Source organism: Streptomyces sp. NPDC043726, assembly GCF_056436565.1.
Window position 1 is genome coordinate 87332 of sequence record NZ_JBWKCI010000011.1, and the last position, 18819, is coordinate 106150.

Annotated in this window: 18 protein-coding genes; 8 read left to right on the forward strand and 10 right to left on the reverse strand. The window is 71.2% G+C overall.

Annotated features, from left to right (window positions below):
- Positions 1-19: 19 nt before the first annotated feature.
- The 5 genes from AC068Z_RS29835 to AC068Z_RS29855 all read right to left on the reverse strand — a co-directional run bounded on the left by AC068Z_RS29835 (position 20) and on the right by AC068Z_RS29855 (position 7090).
- Positions 20-1021, reverse strand: a complete 1002-nt coding sequence (locus tag AC068Z_RS29835) for a TerC/Alx family metal homeostasis membrane protein (RefSeq protein ID WP_478562321.1) — start codon at positions 1019-1021, stop codon at positions 20-22.
- A gap of 255 nt (positions 1022-1276) precedes the next feature.
- Positions 1277-3265 carry a TerD family protein gene (locus tag AC068Z_RS29840; RefSeq protein ID WP_478562324.1) on the reverse strand — a complete coding sequence of 663 codons (1989 nt, stop codon included), beginning with the start codon at positions 3263-3265 and terminating at the stop codon, positions 1277-1279.
- A 61-nt stretch (positions 3266-3326) separates the two neighbouring features.
- Positions 3327-3905 carry a TerD family protein gene (locus tag AC068Z_RS29845; RefSeq protein ID WP_451724768.1) on the reverse strand — a complete coding sequence of 193 codons (579 nt, stop codon included), beginning with the start codon at positions 3903-3905 and terminating at the stop codon, positions 3327-3329.
- Positions 3906-4057: 152 nt separating this feature from the next.
- Positions 4058-6184, reverse strand: a complete 2127-nt coding sequence (uvrB, locus tag AC068Z_RS29850; protein ID WP_478562328.1) for an excinuclease ABC subunit UvrB — start codon at positions 6182-6184, stop codon at positions 4058-4060.
- Positions 6185-6223: 39 nt separating this feature from the next.
- Positions 6224-7090 (reverse strand): MHYT domain-containing protein, encoded by an 867-nt coding sequence (locus tag AC068Z_RS29855; RefSeq protein ID WP_478562331.1) that lies wholly within the window; start codon positions 7088-7090, stop codon positions 6224-6226.
- A gap of 277 nt (positions 7091-7367) precedes the next feature.
- Here AC068Z_RS29855 and AC068Z_RS29860 point away from each other — a divergent pair, with 277 nt between their 5' ends.
- Both AC068Z_RS29860 and AC068Z_RS29865 read left to right on the forward strand, forming a co-directional pair.
- The gene (locus AC068Z_RS29860) at positions 7368-8240 is read left to right on the forward strand and encodes a glycerophosphodiester phosphodiesterase (RefSeq protein ID WP_478562334.1); all 873 of its coding nucleotides are present in this window, start codon (positions 7368-7370) and stop codon (positions 8238-8240) included.
- 51 nt (positions 8241-8291) lie between these two features.
- Complete coding sequence (locus tag AC068Z_RS29865) at positions 8292-8846, forward strand: methylated-DNA--[protein]-cysteine S-methyltransferase (RefSeq protein ID WP_478562337.1); 555 nt, start codon at positions 8292-8294, stop codon at positions 8844-8846.
- A 16-nt stretch (positions 8847-8862) separates the two neighbouring features.
- On the opposite strand, the gene AC068Z_RS29870 is transcribed toward AC068Z_RS29865, so the two are convergent.
- Positions 8863-9291, reverse strand: a complete 429-nt coding sequence (locus tag AC068Z_RS29870) for a VOC family protein (protein WP_478562340.1) — start codon at positions 9289-9291, stop codon at positions 8863-8865.
- Positions 9292-9392: 101 nt separating this feature from the next.
- Between AC068Z_RS29870 and AC068Z_RS29875 the strand changes: the two genes are divergently transcribed.
- Together AC068Z_RS29875 and AC068Z_RS29880 are read left to right on the forward strand one after the other, a co-directional pair.
- On the forward strand, positions 9393-10301 hold the full coding sequence (locus AC068Z_RS29875) for a pseudouridine-5'-phosphate glycosidase (RefSeq protein WP_478562343.1): 909 nt from the start codon (positions 9393-9395) through the stop codon (positions 10299-10301).
- Complete coding sequence (locus AC068Z_RS29880; protein WP_478562346.1) at positions 10298-11215, forward strand: carbohydrate kinase family protein; 918 nt, start codon at positions 10298-10300, stop codon at positions 11213-11215. The genes AC068Z_RS29875 and AC068Z_RS29880 overlap by 4 nt, the downstream gene beginning before the upstream one ends.
- A gap of 209 nt (positions 11216-11424) precedes the next feature.
- Here the strand turns inward: AC068Z_RS29880 and AC068Z_RS29885 are convergent, their stop codons facing one another.
- On the reverse strand, positions 11425-12222 hold the full coding sequence (locus AC068Z_RS29885; RefSeq protein ID WP_478562349.1) for a methyltransferase: 798 nt from the start codon (positions 12220-12222) through the stop codon (positions 11425-11427).
- Between the two features lie 225 nt (positions 12223-12447).
- On the opposite strand from AC068Z_RS29885, the gene AC068Z_RS29890 reads away from it, so the two are divergent.
- On the forward strand, positions 12448-13575 hold the full coding sequence (locus AC068Z_RS29890) for a magnesium and cobalt transport protein CorA (protein ID WP_478562352.1): 1128 nt from the start codon (positions 12448-12450) through the stop codon (positions 13573-13575).
- 57 nt (positions 13576-13632) lie between these two features.
- On the opposite strand, the gene AC068Z_RS29895 is transcribed toward AC068Z_RS29890, so the two are convergent.
- From AC068Z_RS29895 to AC068Z_RS29905, 3 genes are all read right to left on the reverse strand, one after another.
- Positions 13633-14061: a CBS domain-containing protein gene (locus tag AC068Z_RS29895; RefSeq protein ID WP_478562355.1), complete on the reverse strand. Its 429-nt coding sequence runs from the start codon at positions 14059-14061 to the stop codon at positions 13633-13635.
- 169 nt (positions 14062-14230) lie between these two features.
- Positions 14231-14674 (reverse strand): PPOX class F420-dependent oxidoreductase, encoded by a 444-nt coding sequence (locus AC068Z_RS29900; protein ID WP_478562358.1) that lies wholly within the window; start codon positions 14672-14674, stop codon positions 14231-14233.
- Positions 14675-14728: 54 nt separating this feature from the next.
- Complete coding sequence (locus tag AC068Z_RS29905; RefSeq protein ID WP_478562361.1) at positions 14729-15370, reverse strand: nucleoside/nucleotide kinase family protein; 642 nt, start codon at positions 15368-15370, stop codon at positions 14729-14731.
- Between the two features lie 137 nt (positions 15371-15507).
- Between AC068Z_RS29905 and AC068Z_RS29910 the strand changes: the two genes are divergently transcribed.
- From AC068Z_RS29910 to AC068Z_RS29920, 3 genes are all read left to right on the forward strand, one after another.
- Complete coding sequence (locus AC068Z_RS29910; RefSeq protein ID WP_478562363.1) at positions 15508-16203, forward strand: DUF2293 domain-containing protein; 696 nt, start codon at positions 15508-15510, stop codon at positions 16201-16203.
- A gap of 556 nt (positions 16204-16759) precedes the next feature.
- Positions 16760-17239, forward strand: a complete 480-nt coding sequence (locus tag AC068Z_RS29915) for an anthrone oxygenase family protein (RefSeq protein ID WP_478562365.1) — start codon at positions 16760-16762, stop codon at positions 17237-17239.
- A gap of 92 nt (positions 17240-17331) precedes the next feature.
- Entirely contained in the window at positions 17332-18819 is a 1488-nt protein-coding gene (locus AC068Z_RS29920; protein WP_478562368.1) for a glutamate synthase subunit beta, read from the forward strand.

Here is an 18819-nt window from a genome sequence, read left to right on the forward strand (position 1 = left end):
GTTGCTACGCCCGAAGCCGTCAGGCCTCGATGCTGTCCTTCGGAGCGCCTTCGCTCTCCTTCTGCGCCGCCTCGGCCGCCGCCTGCTTCTTGGAAGCGCGCAGGCTGGTGATCGTGGTGACGATCAGGACCGAGCAGATCACGCCGAGGGAGACCGGAATGCTGATCTCCGGGACGTGCACCCCGGACTCGTGCAGCGCGTGCAGCACGAGCTTCACGCCGATGAAGCCGAGGATGATCGACAGGCCGTAGCTGAGGTGGACCAGCTTCTTCAGCAGGCCGCCGATGAGGAAGTACAGCTGCCGCAGACCCATCAGCGCGAACGCGTTGGCGGTGAAGACGATGTACGGGTCCTGCGTCAGGCCGAAGATCGCGGGGATGGAGTCCAGGGCGAACAGGACGTCCGTCGAGCCGATCGCGAGCATCACGACGAGCATCGGGGTCATGACCCGCTTGCCGTTCTGCTGGATCCACAGCTTGGTGCCGTGGTAGCGGTCGGCGACACCGAACCTGCGCTCGGCGGCCTTGAGCAGCTTGTTCTCCTCGAACTCCTCGTCCTCCTCCTCGGCCCGCGCCTCCTGGATGAGCTTCCAGGCGGTCCAGATGAGGAACGCGCCGAAGATGTAGAACACCCAGGCGAAGCTGGCGATGATCGCGGCTCCGGCGGCGATGAAGATCGCGCGCAGCACCAGGGCTATCAGCACACCCACCAGCAGCACCCGCTGCTGGTACTGCGAGGGCACGGCGAACTTCGCCATGATCAGGACGAAGACGAAGAGGTTGTCTACGCTCAGCGACTTCTCGGTGATGAAGCCGGCGAAGAACTCACCGGCGGGCTGTCCGCCGCCGAAGAAGAGCAGACCAAGGCCGAAGAGCCCGGCCAGGACGACCCAGACGACGGTCCAGATTCCGGCTTCCTTGATGGACACGTCGTGCGGCTTGCGGCCGATGAAGAAATCGACCGCGATCAGGGCGGCGAGGCCCACGATCGTGAGGACCCACAGGGTCAGGGAAACATCCACTGCGCCTCCGGCAGTACGTAACGGCAAATGTCAGCGTCGTCGCTGCCGGAGGTCTCTTCCACCCGAGATCGGGCCGACGCCCCGGGATCTGGCCTGATCCGTATTGACGGGGACGCCGCAGTAGACAGGGAGTACTCCCCTCCGCACGAACGAGAGTACCCAATGACCAAGGAAAGGTAAAGAGCTAAGTAAAAGAAGAACCAAAACCCCAGGTCGGGATGGCTTTACGGTTGCTTTGTAAAGGCCAGATCAGGGTTACCGGTTCCAGTTGCGGCGGGCCGCGGCCACCTGGGCGAGCACCTGCTGGAGCACCTGGCTGCCGGGCGGCGCGAGCGGGGGCTCGTACGTCCAGGCGTGCCCCACCCAGGGGTCGGCGAGGTGGTCCTCGGGCACCGGGGTCAGTCGCAGCAGCGAACGCCACAGCGGGTCCAGCAACGGACCGTAGGCGCTGGCCTCCTCCCGGTCGGCGACCATCATCAGGTGGACGCCGACGGACGGTCCCTCGTCCGCGAGATAGCGCAGCTGGTTCACCGCCCGGTCGTCGAAGCCGTGCGGGAAGTCGTTGACGATCAGCAGTTGCTCGGAGGTGTCGAAGCCGGGCGGCAGCGACTCGGACGCACCGCCGCGCACCGCCATCTGCACCAGGTCGACGCGCTGGGTGAGCCTGCCGAGCACCTCCGTCACCCCGGCCGCCCCCACGGCTGGCGGGGAGGCGAGCACGCCGGTCTGCACGAGCGGGGCGAGCGCCTGGGCCCCGGAGCCTGCCGGGTCGACGACATGAACGGTGAAGTCGCCCGCCGGATAGACGGCGAGCAGCCGGGCCGCGTGCGCCACCGCCGCCTCCAGGGCGAGGCGGCGCAGGTCGTGCGAGTCGTGGAAGGCGCCGTCGACCGACCCGGGCGCTCCGCTGTCGATCCACAGCCCGCGCTCCAGCGGCAGCCGGACCAGCATCGGGATGCGCAGCGGCTCGCTCTCGGGCAGATGCAGATCGCCCAGCCGCAGGGCCATGGGCGTCTCCATCGGCACGCGGTAGGCGTGCCAGACGGGGTTGTCCCAGCGGGCGTACGCGGGCGGCAGCGCGGGCTCGACGACCTCGCACTCGGCGGTGAGCTGGGCGAGGTCCCGGTCGAGGGTGGCCCGCGCCTGGTCCACGAGCTGCGCGTGTTTGGCCTGGGCCGCCTCGCGTGCGGCGTCGCCCTGACCGCCGATCCGGCTGCGCGGATCGGACAGGACCTGGTCGAGCTCCTTCTCCATGCGCGAGTCGGCGAAGTCGACGGCGCTGCGGTAGGCGGCCGTGGACCGGGCCAGGTCCTCGAACATGCCCCAGACCTGGTTGTAGAGCCGCTCGTCCATGGACCAGCCGGTGGCGTCGCCCGCGACGGGCTGCCCGGGCTGACCCGGCTGGGCGGGGGCCGCGGGCGGGGCGGGCGGCGGCGGAGTGGTGTTCCGCCGGCGCGGATGGCTGTAGTCGACACCGCCGGAGGTGGGCGGATCGGCGGGCGCCGCCGGATAGCCGTCCGCGGGCGTCTGCGGCGGCTGCCCTCCGTAGGGCGGCGTGGCGGGCGGCGGCGGTACGGCGGAGGCGCCCTGGGTGCCGTACGGCGAGGTGGGCGCGGAACCGCCCTGGTCGGGGCCGGGGGCGGCGGGCTGCCGGGAGCGGTCGCCCTGGGGCGGCGCCGGGACCGAGCGGGCGACGCCCTGGGCCACCGCGTCGTTGATGCCGCTCGCCAGCAGGCCTGCCTCGGGCAGGTTCTGGTCGGCGAGGAGTTCGGCGAGGCCCCCCGCGTACCCCTGGCCGATGGCGCGCACCTTCCAGGCGCCCTGGCGGCGGTAGAGCTCCAGGGCGACGACGGCCGACTCGGCGTCGAGTCCGGTGATGGTGTAGCTGGCCACCTCGGTGCCGTCGAGGCCGGTGACCGCGACGAAGGGGGCGGCGACCGCTCCGAAGCGGACCGGGCCCCCCACGCCGGTGGGCAGGGCGAGCAGCACACTGACCCGGTGCACGGACTCCGGCACGGCGTCCAGGTCCACCGCGAGGCGATGGTCGGCGGCCGCCTGCCGGGACACCTCAAGACCCGGCAGGGTGGGCGCGCCCGGATGGGCCACCCACTCCGCGCCGTGGACCTTGCCGTTCTCGTCGCTGAGCGTGGCGCCCGCCACGATCGGCGCGCCGGCCGAGACCCGGATCTCGAGACGGGCCTGGGAGAGCGGGTGGTTCTGCCCCCGCACCAGCTCGGCCGTCATCGCCTTCGTCCCCCTGTGTCGCTGTGTGTCGTGTCGGGAAGTGTGCTGCTCGCCGGTGGGCCTACAGGTGCGGCAGGATCGCCGGCATCAGGTCCTGGAAGGTACGGCCGTTGGCGGGCGTGCCGATGGCCGTCATCGTCCAGCCCGGGCCGGTGCGGTGCACCTTGGCCATGATCTGGGCGGTGTAGGCGCCGCCGCCCGCGAGCGTGTAGCGGGCGAGCTCCTGGCCGTTGGTCTCGTCGACCAGCCGGCAGAAGGCGTTCTGCACTTCCTGGAAGGTCTGGCCCGTGAAGGAGTTCACGGTGAAGACGATCTGGTCGATGTGGACCGGGATGCGCTGCAGGTCGACGAGGATCGCCTCGTCGTCGCCGCCCTGGCCGACACCGCCGACCAGGTTGTCACCGGTGTGCCGGACCGAGCCGTCGTCGCTCACCAGGTGGCGGAAGAAGACGACGTCGACCGGCTGCTTGTCGGCGAACAGGACGGCGGAGGCGTCCAGGTCGACCTCCCGGGTGCGCGAGCCGAACAGGCCGCGCCGGGGGGCCGCCTGCCAGCCGAGACCCATGCGCACCGCGGTCAGGCTGCCGCCGTCGTTCTTCTGCAGACTGATGGCCTGACCCTTGGTCATGTTGACGGTCACGCGCTGATTCCCCTCTCGAACTGTCCCCTGTTGCCGCGGAGTCCGCGGATGACGAGAACCCTACGCAGGGGCACTGACAGTGCCTAACCCAGGTCCGCACTTTGTGTCGGTCTTGCAACACTGCGGGCCCCCGCGCGGTCACCCCTGTCCCGTCAGGCCAGGCCCGCCTCCTTCATCTGGCGCAGTTCCTTCTTCATCTCGGAGACCTCGTCACGCAGCCGGGCCGCGATCTCGAACTGCAGATCGGCCGCGGCGGCGCGCATCCGCGCGGTCATCTCCTCGATCTGATCGGTGAGATCGGCCGCCGGACGGTCGCTGGGCACCGTCTCCTTGGCCTTGCCCTTGGTCTTGGCCGCCTTGCCGCCGAGCGAGGGCACGGGGGCCTTGGCGCCCTTGCCGTCCTTGGACTTGCGGTAGCCGGAGCCGATCAGCTGCTCGGTGTCGACGTCCTCGCGGGCGATCTGCGCGACGATGTCGTTGATCTTCTTGCGCAGCGGCTGCGGGTCGATGCCGTTGGCCTTGTTGTACGCGATCTGCTTGTCCCGGCGGCGGTTGGTCTCGTCGATGGCCTTCTCCATCGCCGGGGTGATCTTGTCCGCGTACATGTGGACCTGGCCGGAGACATTTCGCGCCGCGCGGCCGATGGTCTGGATCAGCGAGGTGCCGGAGCGCAGGAAGCCCTCCTTGTCCGCGTCGAGGATGGCCACCAGGGAGACCTCGGGCAGGTCGAGGCCCTCCCGCAGGAGGTTGATGCCGACCAGGACGTCGTACTCGCCGGCGCGCAGTTCGCGCAGCAGCTCCACGCGGCGCAGGGTGTCGACGTCGCTGTGCAGATAGCGGACCTGGATGCCGAGTTCCAGGAAGTAGTCGGTGAGGTCCTCGGCCATCTTCTTGGTGAGCGTGGTGACCAGGACCCGCTCGTCCTTCTCGGTGCGCTCGCGGATCTCGTGCACCAGGTCGTCGATCTGGCCCTCGGTCGGCTTGACGACGACTTCGGGGTCGACCAGACCGGTGGGGCGGATGATCTGCTCGACGGCGCCGTCGGAGCGCGAGAGCTCGTACTGGCCCGGGGTGGCCGAGAGGTAGACCGTCTGACCGATGCGCTCCTGGAACTCCTCCCACTTCAGCGGGCGGTTGTCCAGGGCGGAGGGCAGCCGGAAGCCGTGGTCCACCAGGGTGCGCTTGCGGGAGGCGTCGCCCTCGTACATGGCGCCGATCTGCGGCACGGTCACATGCGACTCGTCGATGACGAGCAGGAAGTCGTCCGGGAAGTAGTCGAGCAGGGTGTTGGGCGGGGAGCCGGGCAGGCGGCCGTCGAAGTGCATCGAGTAGTTCTCCACGCCCGAGCAGGTGCCGATCTGGCGGAGCATCTCGAGGTCGTACGTGGTGCGCATGCGCAGACGCTGGGCCTCCAGCAGCTTGCCCTGCTTCTCCAGCTCGGCCAGGCGCTCGCCCAGCTCCTTCTCAATGTCGTTGACGGCCCGCTCCATGCGCTCGGGGCCCGCGACGTAGTGGGAGGCCGGGAAGACGTACAGCTGCTCGTCGTCGCTGATGATCTCGCCGGTGAGGGGGTGCAGGGTGGACAGCGCCTCGATCTCGTCGCCGAACATCTCGATGCGGACGGCCAGCTCCTCGTAGACCGGGAAGATCTCGATGGTGTCGCCGCGCACCCGGAAGGTGCCGCGGGTGAAGGCCGCGTCGTTGCGCGTGTACTGGATGTCCACGAAGCGGCGCAGCAGCTGGTCGCGGTCGATCTCCTCGCCGACCTTGAGGGGGACCATCCGGTCCACGTACTCCTGCGGGGTGCCGAGGCCGTAGATGCAGGACACGGAGGCCACCACGACGACGTCACGCCGGGTGAGCAGCGAGTTGGTGGCGGAGTGGCGCAGCCGCTCGACCTCCTCGTTGATCGAGGAGTCCTTCTCGATGTAGGTGTCCGACTGCGGGACGTAGGCCTCGGGCTGGTAGTAGTCGTAGTACGAGACGAAGTACTCGACGGCGTTGTTCGGCAGGAGTTCCCGGAACTCGTTCGCCAGCTGGGCGGCCAGGGTCTTGTTCGGCGCCATGACCAGGGTGGGGCGCTGAAGCCGCTCGATCATCCACGCGGTGGTGGCGGACTTGCCGGTGCCGGTCGCGCCGAGCAGGACGACGTCCTTCTCGCCTGCCGTGATGCGCCGGGCGAGATCGGCGATGGCCTGCGGCTGGTCGCCGCTGGGCTGGTAGGGGCTGACGACCTCGAAGGGCGCCACCGTGCGTTCGATGCTGGAAACGGGCCGCATGGATCCACCGTACGACCCACCACTGACAACGCGGTCCGGTCAGCGGTTCTGGGGGGTGCGGGAGCGGCGTTCGCCGAGGGGGCGGCGGGGGCGGAGCTGCGGCCTGCGGGCGGTGTGGGAGGCGACGCTGTGGGCCGGAATGCCGGGCTTGTCGTCGACGGGCGCGAGGTCGGGCTTGCCCATGACGATCAGCGGGTCGATCATCACGACGACTCCGGCCAGCAGCAGGAAGACGAGCGGGCCGATCATCATGGGCGCGAGCAGGGCCGCGGGCGAGTCGCCGGTGGTGATGTCCTGGGATGGGTGCAGATGGACACTGAGGGCGGCCATGCCGGTGTAGTGCATCCCGCTGACGGCGAGCCCCATGACAAGGCTCGCGCCCACGCTCCACAAGAAGCCCCTGACCTGCCCGGCGGCCCACAGGGCGGCGGTGGCCGCGGCCATGGCTATGGCGACGGAGGCGGCGACGGTGAGGGTGTTGTACTCCAGCTTGCCGTTGAGCTGCAGGCCGGCCATGCCCAGGTAGTGCATGGAGGCGATGCCGAGACCGGTGATGGTGCCGCCGGTGAACAGGGCGGTGCCACGCGCGCCCTTGTAGCCGACGATGAAGATCCCGACGCCGACCATCACGACGGCGACCGCGAGGCTCGCGAACGTCATCGGCTTGTCGTAGTGGATCGGGGTCTCCTTGACACTGAACCCCATCATCGCGACGAAATGCATGGTCCATATGCCGGAGCCGATGGCCGCCGAGCCGAGGGCCAGCCAGCCGGGGCGCCAGGAGCGGGTGACGATCATGGCTCTGGTGGTGCAGCGCAGGCCGAGGGCGCCGCCGAGGCAGGCCATGAGGTAGGCCACCAGCGGTGTGACGAGGCCGTAGCTGAATCCGTCGACCGTGCCCTGCATGCGCGGCTGTCCTTCCGCCCTCTTGCATCCCGGAATGTGCTGATATGCGCCCCCTCCCAGGACCGCCCGAGCGGTCAGGGTTGAGGCAGAGAGTATGACTCCCACCGGAATGGTCGAACGATTTTCCGGCAAAGAAACACGGCCCTGCCCCAGTTGTGCGGCAGCGGTGAACGGACTTGGGCAACCCCGTTCAATCCATGGCCATTCTGCAACCCCCTGTCGTTGACGCTCTGCTGTCACAGTGGTGCTTTCCGTGACATCGACACAAGGAGTACGCATGCACGCGCGCGCAGTTGCCGCCACGACCACCGCGCTCCTGGGGACCGCCGCCTTCCTGCTGCCGACCGCCGGTGCCCCGGCGGGCGCCGCGGTGACGCCGCCGACGGTCCTCGCCCACCGTGGTGCCTCGGCCTACGCGCCGGAGAACACGCTGGCGGCCGTCGACAAAGCGGCCGAGCTGGGCATCACCTGGGTCGAGAACGACGTGCAGCGCACCAAGGACGGCGAGCTGGTCGTGGTCCACGACGACAACCTCAGGCGGACCACCGACGTCGAGGAGGTCTTCCCGGGCCGGGCGCCCTGGAAGGTGAAGGACTTCACGGCCGCGGAGATCGCCCGCCTGGACGCCGGAAGCTGGTTCGGCCCCGCGTACGCGGGCGCGCGCGTGCCGACCCTGGAGCAGTACGTGCACCGCGTCGAGCGGCACCACCAGAAGCTGCTCCTGGAGATCAAGAATCCCGCCCTGTACCCGGGCATCGAGCGGCAGACCCTGAAGGTGCTCAGCAACGAGGGCTGGCTCGACCGGGCCCACCTCGGCCGGCTGATCGTGCAGAGCTTCAGCGCGGACAGCGTGCGGACCGTGCATGAGCTCAAGCCGGCCGTCAAGACCGGGTTCCTCGGCACCCCGCCCGTCGCCGACCTGCCCGGGTACGCCGCGTTCACCGACCAGATCAACCCCTCGTACGGCTCGGTCTCCGCGGGCTACGTGGCCGCCGTGCACGCCTTCACCGGACCGCACGGTGAGCCGCTGGAGGTCTTCACCTGGACCGTCGACGACGCGACCGCCGCCCGCCGGGTCGCCGGGTACGGGGTCGACGGCATCATCACCAACAAGCCGGACGTGGTGCGGGACGCCGTCGGCGGGAGCTGACGGGGAGGCGGGGGCCCGGCGTTGTCAGTGCCTGGCCGTACGGTGGGACGCATGGACAGCCATGGGCAGTACGAGCAGCAGGTCGTATGGGCCGTTGTCGGCACCGACATCGGTCCGCTGCTGCTGGCCGCGACCCGCGAGGGCCTGGTCAACGTCGTGTTCCACGCCACCGACGCGGTGCGCGAGAAGGCTCTGGACCGGCTCGCGTCGCGACTCGGCGGCGAGGTCGTCGAGGCACCCGACTCCCCCGTGCTCGCCGAGGCGATACGCCAGCTGAAGGCCTACTTCGCGGGTGAGCGGCACGACTTCGAGCTGCCCCTGGACTGGACGCTGATCTCGGGCTTCAACCGACAGGTCCTGCGCGAGCTGGCCGCCGGCGTGCCGTACGGCTCTGTCGTCGGCTACGGCGATCTCGCGGGGCGGGTCGGCCAGCCGGGCGCGGCCCAGGCGGTGGGCATGGCGATGGGCGCCAATCCGCTGCCCGTGGTCGTGCCCTGCCACCGGGTCGTGGAGAGCGACGGCGGCATCGGCGGCTTCGGGGGCGGCCTGGAGACCAAGCGGAAGCTGCTCGCCCTGGAGGGTGTGCTGCCCGAGCCGCTGTTCTGAGGACCGTCAACCCCCGCTAGTCGTAGTGCCGGGCCTCGAGGACGTTGCCGTCCGGGTCGCGGAAGTAGAAGGTGCGCTTGGCCAGGCCGCGGGCGCCGAAGGAGTCGTGGCCGATCTCCGAGAGGGGCACCGCGCTCTCCTCCAGGCGGGTGCGGAGCGCCTCGAAGGCGTCGGCGGGCAGGGCGACACAGACGTGGTTGACCGGGTGCCCGGCGCTCTCCGCGGCGCCCGGGAGCATCTTCATCCGCTCGGCCATGGTCCGCGGCATCAGATCGAGGATGGTCTCCTCGTTCAGACGCACGGACGGGAACGACACCTGCCCGGCTGCGAAGTCCGTGAGCCGCACGGGCTCCAGGCCCACCGCCTTCTCGTAGAACTCGGCCGAGGCGATCGGGTCGCTCACCCAGAGGACGACATGGTCGAGACGTGCGGTGTGGTCGGTCATGCGTTCCAGGCTGGGTGTCGTCCCCCACAACCCGCAAGTGGTTTGGCCGGGCGCCGCGCCCGCCAGAGATGAGGGAGTACCGACGGACAGGAGGCAGGCGCGTGGTGCTGGTGGTGTCGGAAGAGGTGCGGGAGGCGATCGACGCGCGTCGACCCGTGGTGGCCCTGGAGTCCACGATCATCGCGCACGGGCTGCCGCGCCCGCGCAACCTCCAGGTGGCCCTGGAGCTGGAGGACGTCGTGCGGCGGGAGGGCGCCGTGCCCGCCACCGTCGCCGTACTCGACGGAAAGCCCCATGTCGGCCTGGACAAGGAGCAGGTGGAGCGGATCGCGAACGAGGACGGGATCCGCAAGCTCGGCCACCGCGATCTGCCGCCGGCCGTCGCGGCCGGGGCGAGCGGGGCGACCACGGTGTCGGCGACGGCACTGCTGGCGGCCCTTGCGGGCGTGCGGGTCTTCGCGACGGGCGGGCTCGGCGGGGTGCACCGGGAGTGGACGGTGACCCAGGACGAGTCGGCGGACCTGGGGCTGCTGGCGCGCACCCGGATCACCGTGGTCTGCGCGGGCGTGAAGTCGATCCTGGACGTGCCGGCCACGCTCCAGCGGCTGGAGACGCTCGGTGTCACGGTGGCCGGCTACGACACGGACCGCTTCCCCGGCTTCTACCTGTCGGACTCCGGCCATCCCGTGGACTGGACGCTTCGGTTCCCTGAGGAGGTCGCGGAGGTGATGCGGGCTCAGGACGGTCTCGGCGGGCCCGAGTCGGCGCTGATCGTCGCCAATCCCGTACCGGAGTCGGAGCAGTTGGATCCCGAGCTGCACGCGCGCGTGCTCGCGGACGCGCTGCACGCGTGCGAGGAGGAGGGCGTCACCGGCCAGGCGGTGACCCCGTTCCTGCTCGACCACCTGGTACGGCACACCGACGGCGCCTCGCTGACCGCCAACCTGGCGGCGGTGCGCGGCAACGTACGGCTGGCCGCCCGGATCGCGGCGGCCTGGGCCCGGGCGTGACTGCGGCGCCGGACGGCGGAGCCCTGCTGGTCGTCGGCGATGTCGTCACGGACGTCATCGCCCGGCACCGGGGGCCGCTCGCCTCGGGCACGGACACGGCCGCCGTGATCCGCACGGTGCCGGGCGGGGCGGGCGCCAACGTGGCCTGCTGGGCGGCGTACAGCGGGGGCGCGGAGGTACGGCTGCTCGGCCGGGTGGGCGCCGAGGCGGCGGCGTGGCACGAGCGAGAGCTGGCCGCGTGCGGAGTGCGGCCCCTTCTGGTCGTGGATCCGCGGGCCCCCACCGGCACGGTGATCTGCCTGGTCGACACCGGGGCGGCGGCCGAGCGCACGTTCCTGACCGACAGCGGCGCCTCGCTGCGGCTTGACCCCGGCGACTGGTCGGACGCGCTGCTCGACGGCGTCGCCCGGCTGCATCTGTCGGGCTACCTGCTGTTCTCCGAGCCGAGCCGAGCGCTGGTGGCCGCGGCGCTCGCGTCGGCACGCGCGCGCAGGGTGCCGGTGAGCCTGGACCCGGCCTCGGCGGGGTTCCTGGTGGAGCTGGGCGTGGACCGTTTCCTGGAGCTCGTCGACGGCGTCGACGTGCTGCTGCCCAGCCGCGACGAGGCTTGTCTGCTGGCGGGGTCGCCCGACGCGGAGGACGCGGCAGCCGAGTTGAGCCGCCGGATCCCACTGGTGGTGGTGAAGCAGGGGGCCGCCGGCGCCCTGGTGGCGCGGGACGGGGCCATACGCGCCCGGGTGCCGGCGGAACCCGCGGACCCGGCGGACACCACGGGGGCGGGGGACGCCTTCACGGGCGCGTTCCTCGCCGCGCTGCTGAAGGGCGCGGAACCTGAGGAGGCGGCCCGGGAGGGGTGCCGGGCGGGGGCAGTCGCCGTCGAACGGCTGGGCGGACGGCCGCCGGGGACGGACTGACGGAGAGGCGTTGGCAGGGCGCGGCTGCTCTGTACGGCCGTAGGACGACGTCTTCCATACGGCCGCAGGACGACGTCTTCCATACGGCCGCAGGACGACGTCTTCCATACGGCCGCAGGACGACGTCTTCTTTATGGCCGTAGGACCCGCCGCCGCCCTCGGTGCGGCCGTACCCGGTCCGCTCGGTCCGCTCGGTCCGTCGGCGCTCCTCAGCTCCCCTTGCGCCCCCACGCCGAGATCATCGGCGCCGTGGCCAGGTCCATGCGGCCGGAGGCGACGTTGGCCAGGTGCTGGTCGATGTCCTGGTCGGTGGCGAGGCCCGCGGAGACGAGTCGCTCGCGGACCTGGCGGATCGTGGCCGACTCCAGGGCGGCGCAGGCGGGCGAGCTGACCGGGAAGTACCCGTCGGCCTGGACCCGTTGCAACCCGGCTTCCCGCAGCAGCCGCGGGAGCCTGCGGCCGTAGGATAGATCGGCGCCGCGGTCGGCCAGCAGCTTGCGGAAGCCCTGCCGCAGCCGGTTGGCCAGCTGCTGCTCGGGGCCGTACTCGTCGGGGCAGACCATGGGCTGCAGAGCGGGGTCGGCGTCCTCGACCAGGAGTCGGCCGCCGGGCCGCAGGGCCGCGATCATCGACCGCAACGCCCGCTCCCGGTCCGGGACATGGACGAGGACGAGCCGTGCGTGCACCAGGTCGAAGCCCTCCCCCGGCGGCTGCTCGGCCCCCACGTCGTGGACCCGCACCTCGACCGGCGGCCGGGCGGCCGCGGCGACCCGAGAGGTGTCGATGTCGGTCGCCACCACCCGTCCCGTCGGGCCGACCTTCTTCGCCAGCCACGACACCACCGAGGTGCCGCCCGCGCCGACCTCCCAGCAGCGCCAGCCGGAGCCGATGCCGAAGGCCTCGAAGTGCCGGAAGGTCGTGGGATCGAAGAGGGTGGCGAAGGCGTCGAAACGTTCGCCGGCTTCGCTCTGCCGGTTGTCCAGGAGATACCCGTCGGATCGCGTCATGCCGCGATCATCCCAGGTGTCCGTCTTGTCCGGAGTGGGCGACGCGCACCCGCTCCCCGTTCGCGAGACGAGTGAAAGGGACCCGGCGGGAAAGGCTTGTCCACAGCCGGGAACCAAGCGGAATGCCCTGTTCCCACAGGCTTACCCGGCTCTCACGCCGAACTGGCAGACTGGCGCGACCAGCGCGGGAGAACGGCGCGAGGAGATCCACGCGAGGAGATCCAGATGTCCATGGCGGTAAATCTGCGGAAGGTCACGAGCCTCGGCAAGGTCGGCGGGCTGCGCAAGGTGGCGCGGCTGGCCCGGCGGCGCCGGCGCGTCGACCTGAGCCACCCGGCCCGCTCCCCGCTGGGCTCCTCCGTGGTGAACTGCGTGACCTACCGCGAGGGGGTTCGGATCCCCGCGAGCGGCGATCTGGTCGACACCGTGGAGCGGGTGCGCAAGCACGGCGACGGTTTCGTCTGGCTCGGTCTGCACGAGCCGACGGACCAGGAGTTCGCGGGCATCGCCGAGCTGTTCGAGCTGCATCCGCTGGCCGTCGAGGACGCGATCGAGGCCCATCAGCGTCCGAAGCTGGAGCGCTACGACGAGACGCTGTTCGCGGTGTTCAAGACGGTCTGCTACGTCGAGCACGAGGAGCTGACGGCCACCAGCGAGGTGGTGGACACCGGCGAGATCATGGTCTTCACCGGCGAGGACTTCGTGATCACCGTGCGGCACGGCCGGCACGGCTCGCTCGGGCCACTGCGCGAGGAACTGGAGTCCGCGCCCGAGCAGCTCGCCAAGGGCCCGGCGGCGGTGCTGCACGCCATCGCGGACCATGTGGTGGACGACTATCTGAGCGTCACCGACTCGGTGCAGGCGGACATCGACCAGGTGGAGACGGATGTGTTCGCGGAGTCCGGCGCCCGGGTCGACCCGGGCCGGATCTACCAGCTCAAGCGCGAACTGCTGGAACTGAAGCGGGCGGTGGTGCCGCTGGCCCGCCCACTGGACGAGCTCGCCACCCGGCCGATACGGGTGGTCGACCCGGAGATACAGGCGTACTTCCGCGATGTCTCCGACCATCTGCTGCGGGTCAAGGAGCAGATCGCCTCCTTCGACGAACTGATCAACTCGATCCTCCAGGCACACCTCGCGCAGGTCACGGTCGCGCAGAACGAGGACATGCGGAAGATCACGGCGTGGGCGGCGCTGGTCGCCGTGCCGACGATGGTCTGCGGGGTCTACGGCATGAACTTCGAGCACATGCCGGAGCTGCACTGGAAGCTCGGGTATCCGCTGGTCATAGGCGTGATAGCCGTGGCCTGTCTGACGCTGTACCGCGGCTTTCGGCGCAACGGCTGGCTGTGAGGGCGAGCCCCCACCCCGGCGGCGGGGGCTCCGGACAGGACAGTCGCAACGGTCGAGTCAGCGCCCCGAGGTCCTGGCGTAGACGCTTTCCGCCCAGGAGGCGATCTGGTCCTCCGTCAGGTGCTGGGCCAGGTCGGCCTCGCTGATCATGCCGACCAGGCGCTTGTTCTCGATGACGGGGAGCCGGCGGATCTGGTGGTCCTGCATCTCGCGCAGCACATCGCCGACGTCGGCGTCGGAGGCGATCCAGCGGGGTGTGCCCTGGGCCATCTCGCCGGCGGTGACCTTGGCCGGGTCATGTCCCATGGCCACGCAGCCGACGACGATGTCGCGGTCGGTGAGGATGCCGCACAGCCGGTCGTTCGAGTCGCCGATGGGCAGGGCGCCGACGCCGAGGTCGCGCATCAGCTGGGCGGCGCGGTCCAGGGTCTCGTGGGCCGGGATCCACTGGGCACCGCGGTGCATGATGTCTCCGGCAGTGGTCATGGAGTACCTCCCGTTGCCGGACGGCCGGCGCGGCGCAGGACGCACCGCTAGTCCCGGCGCCCTACATTCTCGCCGCGCCGGGAGACGAGCGCACCTCAGGCTCAGACCGAGAAGGGGTTCGGGACGGGAAGGGGCTCAGGCCGGGAAGGGAATCAGGCCGGGAAGGGGATCAGGCCGAGAAGCGGACGACCTTGCGCGGGACGACACGGACGATCACCCGGACCTCGTCTTGCTTCTCGGCCGGCGGGTCGATGCCGAGGTACTTGTGCGAGAGCTCGTGCGGGAGCCGTTTGCCCTCGTCCGGGAGGATCTCGGCGGTGCCGCGGATCTCGACGGAGGAGTAGGGGTTGGCGAGGTCGAAGACCGAGACGCTGATCCGGGGGTCGCGGCGGAGGTTGCGCACCTTCTGCCGGTTGTCGAGGGAGGAGAAGAGCACGGTGTCGCCCTCGCGTCTGAACCAGACCACCGAGTTCTGCGGCGCACCGTCGGGGCCGAGGGTGGCGACGGAGGCGAAGTTCTTGCCGTCGAGGAGGGCGCGGGTGGAGTCGTCGAAGGAGAGAAGAGGAGCGGGCGCGGGGGAATCCACGGAGTCGCCGGGTGAGGTCGTCGTCATGACACCACCCTAGTTATATGCACGCGCATATAAAAGGGGTTTCCGAGTTTCCGATCAGCCGTTCCAGGCGGGGTGGCGGGGGTCGTCGGCGCGGACCAGGACGTCGGCGAGGGTGGCCGGGTCGGTCTCGTCCTCGTAGCGCTCGAAGGCGGGGAGGGTCCAGTGGTCGGCCTCGGGGGTACGGCGGCGCAGGGCGCCCTCGGAGAGGCGGACATGGACGGTCAGATCGAAGGGGAACCAGTGCCGCAGAAGAAGAGGCCCATGCAGCAACAGCACTCCTCCGGGCGGGAGTTGGACGTACGGGCTGCGGGTGGCGCGATCGGTGACGGGGTCCCACAGGTCGGGCAGGACGCGGCCGTCGCCGTCGGGGTCGAGGGGGCCGAAGACCTCGCGCCACAGGGCGCCGGTGTCCAACCAGCCGTCGTAGTAGGCCTCCACGTCCCGGCGGCCGTGTTCCAGCCGGAGCGAGGCGGGGCGCAGGAAGCCTTCGGCGCCGACGACCAGCGAAGGCCGACCGCGGGCGCGCAGGGCTTCGCCGACGCGTTCCGCCAGGTCTCCTGGACGGGCCGCCGGGGCGCCGTCGAAGGCGACGCGCGGCCAGGGACCGCCGTCGTCCGGCTTCAGCTCGAGCAGCCGCTCGGCGAGGAGGTCGCCGAGCCGCTCCCAGGTGATCGCTTCGAGTCGCACAGGGCCCATGATGCGCCAGGGCGGGCAAGCGGTGACGGGCGGGCAGAGGACAGGGGTGGGCGAAGGGAGGGGCGTGCGGGCGAAGGAGGCGGGCGTCGGGGCGCGGTGTGGGTGGTGGTCGGCTCGTCGGGGGGAATGAAGCGGATATGGCGCAGCCCGTAACTCCCCCGCACCGCGGCGGACTTCTCGTCTTCCAGCCGATACGGCAGCGGCACTGTGCCGAGTGCCGGGGCGGGCCGTTGTCGCTGCTCGTGCTGGAGGACGGGGCGCCGCGGTGTCTGGACTGCGCGGACCTCGGGCACCTGGTGTTCCTGCCACGCGGCGACACCGCGCTGACCCGCCGGTCCCGGGAGGAGAGCGCGCTGTCGGCCGTGGTCGTGCGGTTCAACCGGCGCAAGGGGCGCTACGAGCGGCAGGGCGTCCTCGTCGAGGAGGCGGGGCTCGCCCGGGCCGAGGCGCGCTGCCTCGCGGACGCCGAGGCCAGACGGCGCCGCCGAATGCGGGACGCGCGACGCAGGGCGGCCGAGGACGTGCGGTTCACCGAGGCTTTCGCGGCGGAGATCCGGCGGCTGTTCCCGGGGTGCCCACCGGACCGCGCGGCCGGGATAGCCGCGCACGCCTCGGTGCGGGGCAGCGGCCGGGTGGGGCGCAGCGCGGCCGGGCGGGCCCTGTCCGAGACCGCGGTGACCTCGGCGGTCGTGGCGTCCGTACGGCACCTGGACACGCCGTACGACCACTTGCTGATGAGCGGGGTGGCACGGCCCGAGGCCCGGCGGAGGATCGCGGCGGCGGTGGAGACGGTCCTCGGAGGTTGGCGGGAGCGAGCGACGAACGCAGGCTGACCGGCTACCCGAGCGGCCGAGGCGGGCTGACCGGCGCGCAGGGCCAGACGCGGGAACAGGCAGACCGGCCGGCCGAAGCGACGGGCCGACACAGGCTGACCGGCCGGCCGAAGCGACCGGCCGACACAGGCTGACCGGCCAGCCGGAGAGGACGGCCAAGGCAGGCCGGCCAGAAGGGACGGCCGAGGCAGGCCACCTGGCCGACCGGAGGGGGCGGCCGGGGCAAGCCCACCTGGCCGGCCGGAGGAGGCGGCCCGCCGCCGTAGGCCGACCGGCCGACGGCAGCGGGGCCGAAGCCGGCAGAGCCGTGCCGATCCGGACCGCACCGAGGGGCCTCGGGTCACCTCTTCAAGCGCCCCGCCGCGACAAGGGCCCCTACTCACCGGCTCACCCCACGCCCTCACTCCACCCCCTCACCCCACCCCTCCCCCCGCCTGGACTCTCGCTTATGCCCGCGCGGTTGTCGGCCATGGGATACCGCCGCTCCGGGGATTTCACTTGTGGTGACGGGTGGTGCCGAGGATGATCTCGGCGGAATCGGGGAGCTGAGGACGACATGATCGATGGGCCGTACTTCGTACTGACCGTGCTGGGCGTGCTGGGGACCGGGCTGGTCGCCGGGGTGTTCTGCGCGTTCTCCACCTTCGTGATGAAGGGGCTCGCCGCGCTGCCCCCCGCCCAGGGCGTCGCGGCGATGCAGGCGATCAACGTGGCCGCGGTGACCGCCGCCTTCATGACCGTGTTCATCGGCTCGGCGGTGCTGTGCGCCGTGCTCGCCGTGGTGACGTTCGTGCTGTGGCCGGACGAGGGAACCGTGGAACTGCTGCTGGGCAGCGCGCTGTACCTGTTCGGCTCGTTCGGCGTGACCATGGTCGCCAACGTGCCCCGCAACGACGCGCTGATGAAGCTGGAGCCCGGCACCGCCGAGGCCGCCGGGTACTGGACCGCGTACGTACGCGAGTGGACGGCCTGGAATCACGTCCGCATGGTCGCCTCGGCCGCCGCGGCCGTCTGCTACGTGCTGGCCCTCACCTGACGGAAAGCGCAAGGGGGTGATGAGACGTATCGTGGCCGGAAGAGTGCCGCCCGATGACGCACGGCCCCGCTGCGCACGCAAGGGAGACGGCCATGGCCGATCCCAAGGGATTCATGACCACTCCCCGCCAGGACTGGCCGCGCCGGCCGATCGAGGAGCGGGTCCGGGACTGGGACGAGGTGTACGTCCCAGGGGCGCTGCTGCCCATCGTCAGCAAGCAGGCCGACCGGTGCATGGACTGCGGTGTCCCCTTCTGCCACGACGCCTGTCCGCTCGGCAATCTGATCCCGGAGTGGAACGACCTGGTGAGCCGGGAGGACTGGCGGGCGGCCGCCGAACGACTGCACGCCACCAACAACTTCCCCGAGTTCACCGGGCGGTTGTGCCCGGCACCGTGTGAGGCGGGGTGCGTGCTGGCCATCAACCAGCCCGCGGTCACCATCAAGAACGTCGAGTGCGCGGTCGCCGACCGGGCCTGGGAGCTGGGCTTCACCCCGCCCCGGCCGCCGGACCGGCTGTCGGGACGCACGGTCGCGGTGATCGGCTCCGGGCCCACGGGCCTGGCGGCGGCCCAGCAGCTCACCCGGGCCGGGCACACGGTCGCCGTGTACGAGAAGGACGACCGGATCGGCGGGCTGATGCGCTACGGCATCCCCGAGTTCAAGATGGAGAAGCGGCAACTGGAGCGGCGCGTCGAGCAGATGCGGGCCGAGGGGACCAAGTTCCGTACGTCCACGGCGGTCGGGCGGGACATCGATGCCGCGGAGCTGCGGGCGCGCTACGACGCGGTCGTGATCGCCACGGGGGCCACGGCGTGGCGGGAACTGGACGTACCGGGCCGGGAGTTGGCAGGGATCCATCAGGCGATGGAGTACCTGCCGCTCGCCAACCGGGTGTGCGAGGGCGACATCGAGACATCGCCGATGTCCGCCGCCGGGAAGCACGTCGTCATCGTCGGCGGCGGTGACACGGGCGCCGACTGCCTCGGCACGGCTGTCCGGGAGGGCGCCGCGTCCGTGACCCAGCTCGACATCTACGCCCAGCCGGGCGCCGAGCGCGACGAGGACTGCGAGCCCTGGCCGACGTACCCGAAGATCTACCGGCTCTCGGCGGCGCACGAGGAGGCGGGCGCTCTGCGTACCGCGCCCGCGGCGGACGCGGACGCCCGGCTGTTCGCCGCGTCGACGCTCCGCTTCACCGGAGACGCGGAGGGGCGGGTACGGTCCCTGCACCTGGTCGAGGTCGACTCGAACCGTCGGCCGCTGCCGGGGACCGGGCGCGCGATTCCGGCCGATCTCGTACTGCTCGCGCTCGGCTTCTCCGGGCCCGACCGGGAGGACGGGCTGATCGGGCAGCTGGGCCTCGGCCTGGAGCCCCGTGGCACACTCACTCGGGACGCCGGCTTCGCCACGAACGTCCCCGGCGTGTTCGCCGCCGGAGACGCCGCCCGGGGGCAGTCGCTCATCGTGTGGGCGATCGCCGAGGGGCGGGCGGTCGCGGCGGCGGTCGACCGTCATCTGACGGGCAGCTCGCGACTGCCGACGCCGATCTCACCGTACGACCGCCCCATGACCGTCTAG

Excerpts from the sequence above, each read along its gene's own strand:
- AC068Z_RS29840 (WP_478562324.1), bottom strand. The coding sequence starts at position 3,265 with ATGACGGCCGAGCTGGTGCGGGGGCAGAACCACCCGCTCTCCCAGGCC.
- uvrB (WP_478562328.1), bottom strand. The coding sequence starts at position 6,184 with ATGCGGCCCGTTTCCAGCATCGAACGCACGGTGGCGCCCTTCGAGGTC.
- AC068Z_RS29855 (WP_478562331.1), bottom strand. The coding sequence starts at position 7,090 with ATGCAGGGCACGGTCGACGGATTCAGCTACGGCCTCGTCACACCGCTG.
- AC068Z_RS29860 (WP_478562334.1), top strand. The coding sequence starts at position 7,368 with ATGCACGCGCGCGCAGTTGCCGCCACGACCACCGCGCTCCTGGGGACC.
- AC068Z_RS29865 (WP_478562337.1), top strand. The coding sequence starts at position 8,292 with ATGGACAGCCATGGGCAGTACGAGCAGCAGGTCGTATGGGCCGTTGTC.
- AC068Z_RS29870 (WP_478562340.1), bottom strand. The coding sequence starts at position 9,291 with ATGACCGACCACACCGCACGTCTCGACCATGTCGTCCTCTGGGTGAGC.
- AC068Z_RS29885 (WP_478562349.1), bottom strand. The coding sequence starts at position 12,222 with ATGACGCGATCCGACGGGTATCTCCTGGACAACCGGCAGAGCGAAGCC.
- AC068Z_RS29890 (WP_478562352.1), top strand. The coding sequence starts at position 12,448 with ATGTCCATGGCGGTAAATCTGCGGAAGGTCACGAGCCTCGGCAAGGTC.
- AC068Z_RS29895 (WP_478562355.1), bottom strand. The coding sequence starts at position 14,061 with ATGACCACTGCCGGAGACATCATGCACCGCGGTGCCCAGTGGATCCCG.
- AC068Z_RS29900 (WP_478562358.1), bottom strand. The coding sequence starts at position 14,674 with ATGACGACGACCTCACCCGGCGACTCCGTGGATTCCCCCGCGCCCGCT.
- AC068Z_RS29905 (WP_478562361.1), bottom strand. The coding sequence starts at position 15,370 with ATGGGCCCTGTGCGACTCGAAGCGATCACCTGGGAGCGGCTCGGCGAC.
- AC068Z_RS29910 (WP_478562363.1), top strand. The coding sequence starts at position 15,508 with ATGGCGCAGCCCGTAACTCCCCCGCACCGCGGCGGACTTCTCGTCTTC.
- AC068Z_RS29915 (WP_478562365.1), top strand. The coding sequence starts at position 16,760 with ATGATCGATGGGCCGTACTTCGTACTGACCGTGCTGGGCGTGCTGGGG.
- AC068Z_RS29920 (WP_478562368.1), top strand. The coding sequence starts at position 17,332 with ATGGCCGATCCCAAGGGATTCATGACCACTCCCCGCCAGGACTGGCCG.